Source organism: Blautia acetigignens (assembly GCF_025566865.1).
Classification (GTDB): Bacteria; Bacillota; Clostridia; order Lachnospirales; family Lachnospiraceae; genus Blautia_A; species Blautia_A acetigignens.
This window is the reverse complement of sequence record NZ_JAOQJM010000004.1, coordinates 183991-198207: the sequence shown is the minus strand read 5'-3', so window position 1 is coordinate 198207 and position 14217 is coordinate 183991. Positions and strand designations below refer to the sequence as shown.

Here is a 14217-nt window from a genome sequence, read left to right as displayed (position 1 = left end):
TACCGACACAAAATAATTTGGAGTTTTCGTGGAGATCAATAAGAGAAGTGTTGGCACCTTTTATGAGAATCTGGCTGCCAGGTATTTGGAAAATCAGAATGTTATGATCCTGGAGCGGAATTACCGTAACAAGCGAGGCGAGATTGATCTGATCGGGCTGGACCCGGATGGATGGCTTATCTTCGTGGAAGTGAAGTACAGAAGCTCGGAGTACTCCGGCAATCCTCTGGCAGCAGTCGATGAGCGCAAGCAATGGATCATCTCCAAGGTAGCTGCCGGATATTTAATGACTCATTACAGAAGTCTGGATGTAAAATGCAGGTTTGACGTAGTGGGAATCGAGGGCAGTGAGATCAGGTGGATAAAGAATGCCTTTGAATTTCGATAAGCGCGGTACCAGAACTGGCAGACTGTTTTAAGAAGATTAGAGCGTGTCTGCCCGATGAATATGCAGATGCTTGTTAGAGTTCATATACTGAAACATAAGGAGAACATTATGGATATCAAATGGCACAGCAGTGATGAGACACACATGCAGGTGAGAGAGAAGAATGGTGTTACCTTTCTCACTTACCCTGCATTTGAGAACCTCCCGGAGATCATTCACTGCTTCAGCACAAGGCTGGGCGGTGTAAGTGAGGGGATTTTTTCCTCTATGAATTTAAGCTTCACCCGAGGCGATAATGAGAATGCGGTAAAAGAAAATTACAGAAGACTGGGTGCAGCCGTAGGCTTTGCCCCGGAGGATGTTGTGTCATCGGATCAGACTCACACCACGAATGTGCGCCTGGTAGGGGCAGAAGACAGAGGAAACGGCATCACCCGTCCGAGAACCTTCCATGATACAGATGGAATGATCACCAACGTCCCGGGTGTGGTGCTGGCCACCTACTATGCAGACTGTGTGCCCCTGTATTTCGTAGACCCGGTTCATCATGCCATTGGCCTGTCCCATTCCGGCTGGCGCGGAACCGTGGGCAAAATCGGAAAAGTAACCATAGAGAAAATGCACCAGGAATTCGGCTCCGATCCTGCAGAACTTCTTACCGCCATCGGCCCGTCCATCTGCCAGGACTGCTATGAAGTAAGCGAAGATGTGATCCTTGAGTTTCAGAATGCTTTTAATGAAAAATACTGGAATCGTCTTTTTTACAAAAAAGACAATGGAAAGTATCAGCTGAATCTCTGGGAAGCCAACCGCATTATTTTCCTGGAAGCAGGAATCCAGGAGGAACACATTTCCATGCCTGGAATCTGCACCTGCTGCAATCCAGATTTTCTCTTTTCCCATCGTGTCTCCCACGGCAAACGCGGCAACCTGGCTGCCTTCCTTGGAATTCGCAGGAAAGAAAAAGAATAATACCAGGAAAATGATTAAAAAAAATAGGATAGAAGACCAGAGCCATCAGCTCCGTCCTCTATCCTTTTTTTGATCCTTATTTTTGGTTTACCCGTTTCATCAGATCCATGATCTTCTCGTTGCTGGAACGAACCTTCTCAACGGAAACGTCATGGTTGATAATATCAATAATACTTGCAAGATACTTGCTCATATTTGCCTCTATATAGTAAGGTCTGGTCAGAAGCTCCGGGATACGGTAATTCAGGTTAGTAGTGATAACCTTGTCGATCCAGCCCTTCTCATAGTAAGCGTCAAATTTATCCATGCCCTCAGTAAACAGACCGTAAGTGGTGCAGATAAATACACGGTTTGCGTGGCGCTCCTTGATCTGTTTGGCAACATCAAGCATACTTTCACCGGAGGAGATCATATCGTCAATAATGACAACGTCCTTGCCCTCTACGGAGTCACCAAGAAACTCATGTGCTACAATCGGGTTTTTGCCGTTTACAACGGTGGAATAATCACGTCTCTTATAGAACATACCCATGTCTACGCCAAGGATATTGGAGAAGTACACCGCTCTTGACATAGCGCCCTCATCCGGGCTGATGATCATCAGGTGATCGTTGTCCACCTGGAAATTGTCTACATTCTTCACCAGAGCCTTCAAGAACTGATAGGTAGGGAAGAAGTTGTCAAATCCGTTCAGCGGAATGGAGTTCTGGACACGGGGATCATGGGCATCAAAGGTGATGATATTGGAAACGCCCATATCGCTTAATTCCCGAAGCGCAACTGCACAGTCAAGAGATTCCCTCTTCTTACGTCTGTGCTGACGGCCTTCATAAAGAAACGGCATGATAACGTTAATACGGTGAGCCTTACCGGTAGCTGCGGAGATGATTCTCTTAAGATCCTGGAAATGGTTGTCCGGAGACATATGGTTTACATGACCGCAGACAGTGTAAGTAGAGCTGTAGTTGGTAACGTCTACCATAATGTAAAGGTCTGTACCGCGGACAGATTCCTTAATGATTCCCTTGCCCTCACCAGTACCAAAACGGGGGCACTCACAGTCTACAAGGAAAGACTTCTCACTGTAGCCCTGGGGAATGTTGTTCAGACCTTTTTTTTCTACCAGTTCCTTACGGAATTTTACCAGTTTTCTGTCGACCTCCTCTGCAAGATCGCGGCAGCCTTCCAGCGCTGCGATACGGATTGGTGCGACAGGCATAGATTTCTCGAGCAATTCTATGTTCGGCATGATATTCCTCCTAAGTAGTATGCTAATTGTCGATTCAGTTTGCTGCATCAAAATAGGACAGCTGTCCTTCATTTGCAGACCTCTTCCTTATATTTATAACATTTGCCCTAAATAACGTCAAGGAATTTATTTATTTTTACTTCGAAAAAACGCGAATTTCATATTGAACCAGAAATTTTTAGTTGTGTTTTGGGAAAAAACTTGGTATATTAAAAATAATGGCTATCGTATGCGGTGCCATAGACAAATGCATTCAAAGGAAAAACAGGATGCATGACCGGCCACTGTGCGCGGTGTGAGCAGTGACTTTGATTTCTTTGAAACGATGGAGATAAATGTGAAAAAGCAAAAAAAACATGTGATTTCGACAGTGCAGGAGGGGAGCATTGCCCAGGAACTGGAGATTGTGCCTGGGGATGCCCTGCTTAGTGTAAACGGCCAGCCTGTTGAAGATATATTTGATTACCGCTATCTGATGAATGAGGAATATGTGGTACTGGAGGTAGAGAAAGCCAACGGAGAAATCTGGGAGCTTGAGGTAGAGAAGGAATACGAAGAAGACCTGGGCGTGGAATTTGCCAAGGACCTGATGGACGATTACCGCTCCTGCTCCAACCACTGCATTTTCTGCTTCATTGATCAGATGCCCCCGGGAATGAGAGATACCCTCTATTTCAAGGATGACGATTCCAGACTGTCTTTCATCCAGGGAAACTATGTAACATTGACAAACATGAGTGACCATGATATTGAGCGAATCATCCGCTATCATCTGGAACCCATCAATATTTCCTTCCAAACCATGAACCCGAAGCTTCGCTGCAAAATGCTTCACAACCGTTTTGCAGGGGATGCCCTGGAGAAGGTGCAGAAGCTTTACGATGCAGGCATCACCATGAACGGTCAGATCGTTTTGTGCAAGGGAATCAATGACGGGGAAGAGCTGGATGAAAGCATCCGCAAGCTTTCTGCCTATGCGCCTGTGATCCAGAGCGTTTCCGTAGTTCCGGCAGGGCTTACCAAGTTCCGCAAGGGACTGTATCCCCTGGAACTTTTTAACAAAGAGGATGCCTGCCAGGTGCTGGATCAGATCCATGGCTGGCAGCAAAAGATGATGGAGAAATTTGGCATCCATTTTATCCATGCTTCTGATGAATGGTATATTATGGCAGGAAGAGAACTTCCCCAGGAGGATTCCTACGATGGCTATCTTCAGCTGGAAAACGGCGTGGGAATGCTGCGGCTGCTTGGAACAGAGGTGCAGGACACACTGGCTGAGCTGGATGGAGATGACCGGAAGGTTCAGGCAGTCAGTGCCACAGGAGCCCTGGCGGCGCCTTATATTGCCCGCTATATGGGAATGATCCATGAGAAATTCCCAAATGTCAATGTAGAGGTGGTCACCATACGGAATGAATTTTTCGGAGAGACCATTACCGTAGCCGGACTGATCACAGGCGGCGACCTGATGCGGCAGTTAAAGGGAAAGAACCTCGGGGAAAAGTTTCTGATCCCCTGCAGCATGCTGAAAAACGATGAGAATGTTTTTCTGGATGATGTAACGGTAGAGGAGCTTTCCAAAGAACTGAATGTAGAGATCGTAATTGTGGATGAAGGAGGCGCTGACCTTGTATCAGCCGTTCTTGATCCGCCCCAGCATAAGAAACAGAAAAGGAGACAAATGTATGAGCAAACCGGTAGTAGCAATAGTGGGCAGGCCTAATGTTGGAAAATCCACATTGTTTAACGCACTGGCAGGAGATAAAATTTCAATTGTAAAAGATACGCCAGGTGTAACAAGAGACAGAATCTATGCAGATGTGACATGGCTGGACAAGGAGTTCACCATGATCGATACAGGCGGTATTGAGCCGGACAGCAGCGACATCATTCTTTCCCAGATGAGAGAGCAGGCGCAGATCGCCATTGACACAGCAGATGTGATCATTTTCATCACAGACGTGCATCAGGGTCTTGTGGATTCCGATGCCAAGGTAGCAGACATGCTCCGCCGCAGCGGCAAGCCGGTTGTGCTTGTGGTAAATAAGGTGGACAGCGTCCAGAAATACATGATGGATGTTTATGAATTCTATAATCTTGGAATCGGAGAGCCATTTGCCATTTCTGCAGCCAACCGTCAGGGACTTGGAGATATGCTGGACGAAGTAACCAAGTATTTCCCAGAGGATACAGGCGAGGATGAGGATTCCGATATTCCGAAGATCGCCATTGTAGGAAAGCCGAACGTAGGTAAATCCTCCCTTGTAAATAAACTCCTTGGAGAGGACCGCGTGATCGTATCCGACATTGCCGGAACCACCCGTGATGCGGTTGATACCAAGGTGACCTGGAACGGCAAGGAATATATTTTTATCGACACTGCAGGACTTCGCCGCAAGGCCAAGGTGAAGGAAGAGATTGAGCGCTTCAGCGTGATTCGTACCGTAACCGCAGTAGAGCGGGCAGACCTTGTGGTAGTGATGATCGACGCTTCCGAGGGCGTTACCGAGCAGGATGCCAAGATCGCCGGAATTGCCCATGAGAAGGGTAAAGGCGTGATCATTGCGGTGAATAAATGGGATGCCATCGAGAAAAATGATAAGACCATTTACAAGCATACCAACCGCATTCGTGAGGTTCTTTCCTTTATGCCGTATGCAGAGATCGTATTTATTTCCGCCAAGACCGGCCTTCGAATTTCCAGAATGTTTGAGACTCTGGATGCAGTGATCGAGAACCAGACCATGCGTATCCAGACAGGCGTGCTCAACGAGATCCTTGCAGAAGCCGTTGCCATGCAGCAGCCGCCGTCAGACAAGGGCAAGCGCCTGAAGATCTTCTACATGACTCAGGTGGCAGTGAAGCCGCCTACATTCGTTATTTTCGTAAACGACAAGGAACTTATGCATTTCTCCTACACCAGATATCTGGAAAACAAGATCCGCGATGCATTTGATTTTGGCGGCACACCGCTGAGATTTATTGTAAGAGAGCGCGGAGAGAAGGAATAATTATGGAACGGATTGCTTGCCTGTTTATCGGGTATTTGTTTGGAATGTTTCAGACATCCTATCTTATTGGAAAATACCATCACATGGATATCCGCCAGTACGGAAGCGGCAATGCGGGAACCACCAATGCCCTTCGTACCCTAGGCAAAAAGGCGGGAGCTATGACCCTGATCGGGGACATGTTAAAATGCGTGATCGCCATTCTGGTGGTGGACGCGGTTTTCAAAAATCAGTACGGGGATATTCTGCCCCTGCTTGGAATGTATACGGCAGCAGGCTGTGTCCTTGGACATAATTTCCCCATCTATCTGAAATTCAGAGGGGGAAAGGGAATTGCAGCTTCTGCCGGAATGCTCCTTGCCCTTGACTGGAGAGTGTTTCTGATCTGTGCTGTGATCTTTATCGGGCTTGTAGCGGTTACACGCTATGTTTCCCTGGGCTCCATGGCAGCTTATGTAGGTGCGCTGATCTGCTTTATTGCCTTTGGCGCAGCAGGAAGCTATGGCATGGATCCTTCCCATGTGGTGGAAATGAATGTGATCATGGCCCTTATGACAGCTCTTGCCATTTACCGGCACAGAGCCAATATTTCCCGTCTTATGAACGGCACTGAGAATAAGCTGGGAGCGAAGAAAAGATGAGGTGATGGATTTGGCAAAAATCAGTGTAATGGGGACCGGAAGCTGGGGAACAGCACTTGCAATACTGCTTTACAACAATGGCCATCAGGTTATGCTGTGGTCTGCACATCCGGAAAAGGCAGTCAGCCTGAATGAGACCCGCGAGGACAGTGGGAAGCTTCCCGGGGTGAAGATCCCGGAAGGAATCGTAATAACTTCCGATGACAAAGCGGCTCTTACAGATGTGGATGTGACAGTGTTTGCTTCTCCTTCTGCCTATATCCGTAAAGTAAGCAGACGCCTGGCACCTTATGTGCGCCAGAGGCAGATCATTGTAAATGTGGCAAAGGGTGTGGAAGAGAATACTCTGATGCCTGTGTGCGATATTATTAAAGAAGAGATTCCCCAGGCAGATGTGTGCGTGCTTTCCGGACCAAGCCATGCGGAGGAGGTAAGCCGGGGGCTTCCTACCACCTGCGTGGTCAGTGCCCGCAGGAAAGAAACAGCGGAATATCTCCAGGGACTTTTCATGAGTCCGGTTTTCCGTGTGTATACAACGCCGGATATGCTGGGCGTGGAGCTTGGCGGCGCACTGAAAAATGTCATTGCCCTGGCGGCCGGTACTGCCGACGGACTTGGATATGGTGACAATACTAAAGCGGCCCTGATCACCAGGGGAATTGCGGAGATGACAAGGCTTGGGGTGAAAATGGGCGCTAAGCTGGAGACTTTTGCAGGACTTTCCGGAATCGGAGACCTGATCGTTACCTGTGCCAGTGTGCACAGCCGAAACAGGCGCGCTGGCTATCTTATGGGAAAGGGGTATACCATGGAGCAGGCCATGAAGGAAGTGCAGATGGTTGTGGAAGGCGTGTATTCCGCCAAGGCAGCCAAAGCCCTTGCAGAGAAATATGATGTGGAGATGCCCATTGTCATGGAAGTGAACAAGCTTCTGTTTGAGAACAAGCCTGCATCTGAGGCGGTGAAAGATCTGATGCAGAGAGAGAAGCAGGGGGAAATTTCCTGGGAGTAAAAATGCTTCAGACGCACCCTTATGTATGCGGATGATTCTCACGGACAGTATAAGTAATTTAGAAAAATAAAAATGAAAGCCGGAAAATTTCCATTTTAGCAGTTGGAAATTTTCCGGTTTTTGTAGTTCTGCTTTGCATAATTAAAATTTAAGAGAACCAATTACTTGCCTGGGTGCGCAACATGCCATGTCAGAAAATAACATCCTTCAGATCATCCGGTACATGGGAAGTATGAAGATCCTCATTCAGGGTATCCATAATGGCGATATCCTCATCCTCAATATTGAAATCAAAAATATTGGCATTGGAAGCAATGCGGTCCGGGTTCACGGATTTGGGAATTACGGAAATTCCCTTCTGGATGGCCCAGCGAAGCCCGACCTGTGCAGGCGTGTGGGCGTATTTGGTGCCAAGGACGCACATTACATCATTGTCAAGGTAAGCCCCTCTTGCCAACGGGGCATAAGCCTGTACCTGAATGCCCTCGGACTGACAGTATTCGATCAGCTCCTTGGGATAGCACAGGGGGTGACATTCGATCTGGTTCACAGCGGGAACAATGCCGGAAACCTTCTTCAGCTCCTCCAAGTGATGGATCTGGAAATTGCTGACTCCGATGGACAATACCCGTCCGGTCTCCAGAAGCTTGGCCATCTCCAGCCAGGTGCCTGTGTAGCAGCCAGGAACTGGCCAGTGGATCAGGTAAAGATCCAGGTAATCCAGCTTCAGTCTCTCAAGGCTTCGGTAAAAAGCTCCGTCCACATCCCCGAGACGCTGTGCATTGTTCCAGATCTTGCTTGTGATGAAAAGATCCTTGCGGGGAACGCCGCATCTGGCAATGGCCTTGCCAACGCTTTCCTCGTTCTTGTAGGCGGATGCAGTGTCAATCAGGCGGTATCCTGCGTCCACTGCTGCATTTATGGCTGTCTCTGCTTCATTGTCTGCTGTCTTATATACTCCAAGCCCGAGAAGGGGCATTTCTCTGTCGTTATTCAGGAATACGGTTTCTCTCAAAGCTAATTCCTCCTTGCTGAAAAATAAACTTTAATCATTATATCATATAATCGGAAAAGAATCACCTGTTTTTTATTGAAATTTTACAAGAATCACACCTGTTTTGGGGAAGAAAGGGCAAAAACGGGCAGTTCGTTAATCTTTAAACGATTTCTTGTAAGAACTGGTAAAATTGTACAGAAATTAAAACATATATTTGTGTGATAAAGCGTTGAAATTTGGTAAAATTTTATAATTATATCCTTGCGTATTAATGAGAAAGGATGTATAATAAAAGAAAAATTGATAAATTTATGTCATTAGTCTGCATCTTTTTAGGTAGAAGAAAGGAACTGCGCTATGCATGAAGGAAGAGATAAGCGGAATCTCATTACCACAATTAAGGGAATAGAATATCCTTTTATATGCTTACTCACGCTGACGGCGTGAGCTTTTTTCGTGCCCCATTTTTATTGCTGAAAATGTGATAAGGCGGCTGTCTGGATTTAACCGGCAGCAGACTGTGGCGTAAACATCTGCCTGTCCATCAGGCGAAAGGAGTATTGCAATGCATTTGATCAAAGACGAAAACGGCAATTTGGTTCAGCATGGACATGAGCATACTCATGAGCACACACACGCTGACGGCGTGAGCCATACTCATGCTCATACCCACGAGGGATCTGAAGGCCATGACCATACACATACTGACGAGCAGAACTGCGGCACAGGCTGCGGCTCCTGCCAGGGAGGAGACTGTAAGAATGAGACAGTGGCACTCCTGACTTATATGCTGCAGCACAATGAGCATCACGCAGCCGAGCTTGACCAGATGGCAGACAACCTGGCCAAGATGGGAATGGATGCTGCTGCAAAGACCATTAAAGAAAGCGTTTCCGATTTCCAGAAGGGCAATATGCGTCTTGGGCTTGCCCTTACCCTTGTGAAAGAGGAAATGAAATAAGAATTTGACGTTACAGTGTGACACAAAGGAGGCATTAATATGTGTTTAGCAACTGTTTACAAAGAAAATGATGATTCTGTTATTTTCAAGAATGTGAGCCGCATTAATGTGGAAGGAGATAAGCTGATCCTTCGTGACATTATGGGTGACGAGAGAGTTGTAGAGGGTTCTATCCTTATGGTAGACCTTGCTAACAGTATTGTCAAAGTAAAATGCGACTGATTTTTTAGCGGATCTTCAGGCACTGGAGTGTGTTTGAATAATCGGTTCAACAGGCTCTGGCCTTTAGAATATAAAATTACTTAATACGTGGAGGTATGTAATTATGAAATTGTCAGAAGCTATGAGAGAAAAAATGCTTCTGTCCTTCGAGCTTTTCCCGCCGAAGACAGAGAAAGGAATGGAGAACCTTCCTGGAACAATCGATCATCTTATGAAGTACAAACCAGAGTACATCTCCTGTACATATGGTGCAGGCGGCGGAAATGTAGGTGCTAACAGAGAAGTATGTCAGATGATCAAGAAAGCCGGAACAGTTCCGGTAACTCATTTCACAGTAATCAAGAATACCAAAGAGGGAATCAAGGAGCAGCTGGATCAGTATCTTGCAGAGGGCGTTGACCACATGCTTGCACTTCGCGGAGATATCCCCCTTGGCGAGACAACTACCTGTGGAGATTTCAACTATGCTACAGACCTTGTTAAATTCGTTCGTGACGAGTTTGGCGATAAATTCGAGATCGCTGTTGCAGGATCACCGGAGGGACATATTGCATGCCGCAGCCTTGATGCTGACATCGCAGTTCTCAGACAGAAACAGGACAATGGTGCTGACTACATCATGACTCAGCTTTGCTGGGATATGGAGCAGTTCAAATACTGGCTGGATGCAATCCGTGAGGCTGGTGTTACAATGCCTGTAGATGTTGGAGTTATGCCAATCCTTGATATGTCTGCAACAATCAATATGGCACTTTCCCGTAACGGCTGCGTAATGGATAGCGAGCTTTGCAGACTCATCTCCAGAAACTGGCTGTTCCCGAACCCATTTGCAGCAAAAGATGCAGACGGCAAGCCATTTGATATGTTCTATGATGACAAGATCAAGAGATTCAAGGAAGAGGGAATCGAGTACACAATCAAACAGATCGACGAGTACCGTGCTCTCGGCGTAGATGGTATCCATCTGTACGCACTGAACAAATGGAAAGATGTATCTGAGATCATCGACAGATCCGGACTTAGAACTTTAATCTAAGCGTTTATCTGACTACTTATAAATTTTTGGGAGGCAATTGATTATATTATGGCACATGTAATTGCTGTCGCAGGAAAAGGCGGCGTTGGAAAAACCACATTATGCGGAATGCTGATCCAGTATCTCTGCGAGAAGGGCAAAGGCCCGATCCTTGCTGTAGATGCTGATGCAAATTCTAATCTGAATGAAGTTCTTGGAGTGGAAGTGGAGACTACACTTGGTGATGTAAGGGAAGAAATTGCCCGTGCAGAGCTTGCAAGTGAGAATCCGATCCCTGCAGGAATGTCTAAGGCAGATTATGCAGAAAGACGCTTCGAAGACGCCCTGGTAGAAGATGATGATTTCGACCTTCTTGTTATGGGAAGAACTCAGGGGAAAGGCTGTTACTGCTTCGTGAACGGACTTCTTCAGACACAGCTTGCCAAATACCAGAATAATTATCCTTACATTGTAGTAGATAATGAGGCTGGTATGGAACATATCAGCCGAGGTGTGCTTCCGTCCATGCAGACAGCAATTCTGGTCAGTGACTGTTCCAGAAGAGGCGTTCAGGCCGTAGGCCGTATTGCAGAGCTTATCAAAGAATGCGATATGCATCCTGATAAAGTGGGCCTTATCATCAATCGTGCTCCGGGCGGAAAGCTGAATGACGGAATCAAAGAAGAGATCGAGAAGCAGGGACTCAACCTTTTGGGCGTTGTTCCCCAGGATGAAACTGTTTATGAATATGACTGTGAAGGTAAACCAACCGCCAGTCTGCCGGAGAATAATCCGGTGAAGATGGCTCTTCGTGAGATCGTTGACAAGCTTGGCTTATAATTGAAAAGCTTTCCCCCTGCCTTTATGCTATGTGCAGCAGGGAAATGAAAAATGGACTGGTAATTCCGCAGTAAGCGGGAACGCTGCTGCGGAATTTTTCATCAGAACCATATCCCATGGGAGGGGATGGGTTCCGAATATCGGACGAAACATTTAAGTCTGCCCATGCAGACATCATCAAATACAAAAGTAACATATACTTAGAGGAGGTCAATAATGAGTGAATTCAAATTAACTACAGTGGAAGAATTCGAAGCTGCCACAGCCCGTCTTCTTGAGACTGGTGCAAAGGTAGGCGCTGATTCCTGGCAGATGCGTGTTAAGAATCAGACTCCACACTGTAAATTCGGTGAGCAGGGTGTATGCTGCCGAATCTGTTCAATGGGTCCGTGCCGTATTACACCTAAGGCACCGAGAGGTATCTGCGGTTGTGATGTACATGGTATCGTAGGAAGAAACTTCCTTCGTTTCACAGCAGGCGGCGCAGCTACACACTCTGATCATGGACGTGAAATCTGTATCACACTTGGACATGCAAAAGAGGGCGGCGATTACCAGGTAAAAGATCCTGAGAAGCTGATCCGTATTGCAAAAGAGTGGGGCGTTGAGACAGAGGGTAAAGACATCTATGATCTGGCTCATGAAATGTCTGATCTTGCTCAGGAAGAGTACGGAAAGATCAGAGGCGTTTCCAGATGGCTGAAGAGAGCACCTCAGCATACACAGGATCTGTGGCATGCAGCTGGAATTGAGCCAAGAGCAATCGACCGTGAGGTTTCCTGTGCACTTCATATGACTCATATGGGTAACACAAGTAAACCGGAGGCTCTGATCCGTCAGGCACTTCGTAACGGTCTTTCCGATGGATGGGGCGGTTCCATGTGCGGAACTGAGTTCTCCGATGTTCTTTTCGGAACTCCAAAGCCAATTGATACCGAGGCTAACCTTGGTGTTATGAACGCTGAGAATGTAAACATCGTTGTTCATGGACATGACCCGAGTCTTTCTGAGATGATCTGTGAGTATGCAGACAGCAAAGAGATGATCGATTATGCGAAATCCATGGGCGCTAAGGGAATCACTGTTTCCGGTGTATGCTGTACCTCAAATGAGGTTGCTATGCGTCGGGGTATTCCGATGGCTGGTAACTTCTTACAGCAGGAGAATGTTGTACTGACAGGTGCCTGTGAGGCAATCGTAGTTGACGTTCAGTGTATTTTCCCGGCACTTGGACCTCTTTCCAAATGCTTCCATACAAAATTCATCACAACTTCTCCAATCTGCCAGATGCCAGATTCCGATTTCATTGAATTTGATGCAGGTACAGCAGGTGAGAAAGCAAAACAGATCGTAAAACTTGCATGTGAAAACTTCAAGAACAGAAAACCAGAGCTTGTACATATTCCGGATTTGAAACATAAAGCTACAGTTGGTTACTCTGTAGAAGCAATCGTTAAGACACTTGACGGCGTAACAAACTCTCAGGTAGACGAAACCGGTACCACCAAACCTCTCCTTGAGTGTATTACATCCGGTGTTATCCGTGGTGCTGTTGCTATGGTTGGATGTAACAACCCGAAGGTCAGACCTGACACAGCTCACATCGAACTTATGAAGAAGCTGATCGCAAACGATATCGTGATCATCGCTTCCGGATGTTCTGCTCAGGCAGCTGCTCGTGCAGGACTTATGGACAAAGCTGCAAAGGATCTTTGCGGTGCTGGTCTGAAACGTGTTTGCGAGCTTGCAGATATCCCGCCAGTATTACATATGGGATCCTGTGTGGATATCAGCCGTATGTTGATCCTTGCAGCTGAGCTTGCCAAGGATTCCGGACTGAATATTTCCCAGCTTCCAGTAGTAGGATGTGCTCCTGAATGGATGTCTGAGAAGGCAGTTTCCATTGGAAACTATGTAGTAGCAACTGGTCTTGATACATATCTTGGTGTAGACCCATATGTTTCCGGTTCTACAGAGGTTGCAAGCCTCCTTACAGAGGGTGTACGTGACTGGGTAGAAGCAGCATATACAGTTGAGAAAGATATTGATAAATTAGGCGATCTTATGATTGCGAGAATCGAAGAGAAACGTGACGCTCTCGGAATCTGATCCAAAGAAAGGCGCGATTAACTTATGAAAATAGCAGTAACCGGTAAAGGCGGAGTAGGAAAGACAACTTTTGCGGCAACACTTGCCAGATTATATGCAGATGAAGGGAAGAAGGTCCTTGCAGCGGATGTTGATCCGGACGCAAACCTGGGACTTGCCCTTGGGTTTGATGAGGAAACTCTTGATTCCATTATTCCAATTTCAAAAATGCGTAAGCTGGTGGAGGAGCGTACCGGAGCCAACAGTCAGAACCAGTTTTATACACTGAACCCAAAGGTGGACGATATTCCGGATACCTACGGAAAGGTCTGTAATGGCGTAAAGCTGCTTGTACTTGGAACCGTGGAGACAGGCGGCGGCGGATGTGTCTGCCCTGAGCATGTCATGTTAAAGAGAATCATCAGCAACCTTGTTGTACACAGGGATGATGTGGTGATTATGGATATGGAAGCCGGTCTGGAGCATCTGGGCCGGGGAACCACGGAAAGTATGGACGAATTTATTGTTGTGATCGAACCGGGCGCAAGAAGCGTACAGACCTACAAGAATGTAAAACGCCTTGCAAAGGATCTTGGAATCACCCAGGTCAAGGTGGTTGCAAACAAAGTCCGGAATGCTGAGGATGAAGAGTTCATCAGGGCAAAGATTCCGGCTGAAGATCTTCTTGGTATGATCCACTATAATGTTGAAGTTATGGACGCAGACCGCCAGGGCAAATCTCCCTATGATTTCAGTGAGACCGTAACATCCGAAATCAGAAAGATTAAAGAAAAGATAGACAATGAAAACAGTCTGTAAAT

General features: G+C 46.8%; 14 protein-coding genes. 12 read left to right on the top strand and 2 right to left on the bottom strand.

Going from position 1 to position 14217, the window contains the following annotated elements; genetic code table 11:
* Positions 1-28: 28 nt before the first annotated feature.
* Together OCV70_RS07460 and pgeF are read left to right on the top strand one after the other, a co-directional pair.
* Positions 29-388, top strand: coding sequence for a YraN family protein (locus tag OCV70_RS07460; protein ID WP_021924399.1), 360 nt, complete (start codon positions 29-31; stop codon positions 386-388).
* Positions 389-496: 108 nt separating this feature from the next.
* Positions 497-1360 carry a peptidoglycan editing factor PgeF gene (gene pgeF / locus OCV70_RS07455; RefSeq protein WP_021924400.1) on the top strand — a complete coding sequence of 288 codons (864 nt, stop codon included), beginning with the start codon at positions 497-499 and terminating at the stop codon, positions 1358-1360.
* 76 nt (positions 1361-1436) lie between these two features.
* Here the strand turns inward: pgeF and OCV70_RS07450 are convergent, their stop codons facing one another.
* On the bottom strand, positions 1437-2609 hold the full coding sequence (locus tag OCV70_RS07450; RefSeq protein ID WP_021924401.1) for a ribose-phosphate pyrophosphokinase: 1173 nt from the start codon (positions 2607-2609) through the stop codon (positions 1437-1439).
* Between the two features lie 325 nt (positions 2610-2934).
* Between OCV70_RS07450 and OCV70_RS07445 the strand changes: the two genes are divergently transcribed.
* Genes OCV70_RS07445 through OCV70_RS07430 form a run of 4 tightly spaced genes read left to right on the top strand, consistent with a single transcriptional unit; the run spans position 2935 to position 7273 of the window.
* On the top strand, positions 2935-4332 hold the full coding sequence (locus OCV70_RS07445; protein WP_173767246.1) for a DUF512 domain-containing protein: 1398 nt from the start codon (positions 2935-2937) through the stop codon (positions 4330-4332).
* On the top strand, positions 4295-5620 hold the full coding sequence (der, locus tag OCV70_RS07440; protein WP_021924403.1) for a ribosome biogenesis GTPase Der: 1326 nt from the start codon (positions 4295-4297) through the stop codon (positions 5618-5620). The genes OCV70_RS07445 and der overlap by 38 nt, the downstream gene beginning before the upstream one ends.
* A gap of 2 nt (positions 5621-5622) precedes the next feature.
* On the top strand, positions 5623-6261 hold the full coding sequence (gene plsY, locus OCV70_RS07435) for a glycerol-3-phosphate 1-O-acyltransferase PlsY (protein WP_021924404.1): 639 nt from the start codon (positions 5623-5625) through the stop codon (positions 6259-6261).
* Positions 6262-6271: 10 nt separating this feature from the next.
* Entirely contained in the window at positions 6272-7273 is a 1002-nt protein-coding gene (locus tag OCV70_RS07430) for an NAD(P)H-dependent glycerol-3-phosphate dehydrogenase (RefSeq protein WP_021924405.1), read from the top strand.
* Between the two features lie 190 nt (positions 7274-7463).
* Here the strand turns inward: OCV70_RS07430 and OCV70_RS07425 are convergent, their stop codons facing one another.
* Positions 7464-8288 carry an aldo/keto reductase gene (locus tag OCV70_RS07425; protein WP_021924406.1) on the bottom strand — a complete coding sequence of 275 codons (825 nt, stop codon included), beginning with the start codon at positions 8286-8288 and terminating at the stop codon, positions 7464-7466.
* A gap of 547 nt (positions 8289-8835) precedes the next feature.
* Here OCV70_RS07425 and OCV70_RS07420 point away from each other — a divergent pair.
* The 6 genes from OCV70_RS07420 (at position 8836) to OCV70_RS07395 (ending at position 14215) form a co-directional block, all read left to right on the top strand.
* Positions 8836-9231: a DUF8180 domain-containing protein gene (locus tag OCV70_RS07420; protein WP_021924407.1), complete on the top strand. Its 396-nt coding sequence runs from the start codon at positions 8836-8838 to the stop codon at positions 9229-9231.
* A gap of 39 nt (positions 9232-9270) precedes the next feature.
* Positions 9271-9453, top strand: a complete 183-nt coding sequence (locus tag OCV70_RS07415; protein WP_021924408.1) for a CooT family nickel-binding protein — start codon at positions 9271-9273, stop codon at positions 9451-9453.
* Between the two features lie 103 nt (positions 9454-9556).
* A complete protein-coding gene (locus OCV70_RS07410; protein ID WP_021924409.1) occupies positions 9557-10489 on the top strand; it encodes a methylenetetrahydrofolate reductase in 933 nt (310 codons plus the stop codon).
* Positions 10490-10537: 48 nt separating this feature from the next.
* Positions 10538-11308, top strand: a complete 771-nt coding sequence (locus OCV70_RS07405) for an ATP-binding protein (RefSeq protein ID WP_021924410.1) — start codon at positions 10538-10540, stop codon at positions 11306-11308.
* Positions 11309-11524: 216 nt separating this feature from the next.
* Complete coding sequence (cooS, locus tag OCV70_RS07400) at positions 11525-13417, top strand: anaerobic carbon-monoxide dehydrogenase catalytic subunit (RefSeq protein WP_117849702.1); 1893 nt, start codon at positions 11525-11527, stop codon at positions 13415-13417.
* A 24-nt stretch (positions 13418-13441) separates the two neighbouring features.
* The gene (locus tag OCV70_RS07395; RefSeq protein ID WP_117849704.1) at positions 13442-14215 is read left to right on the top strand and encodes an ATP-binding protein; all 774 of its coding nucleotides are present in this window, start codon (positions 13442-13444) and stop codon (positions 14213-14215) included.
* Positions 14216-14217: the final 2 nt, after the last annotated feature.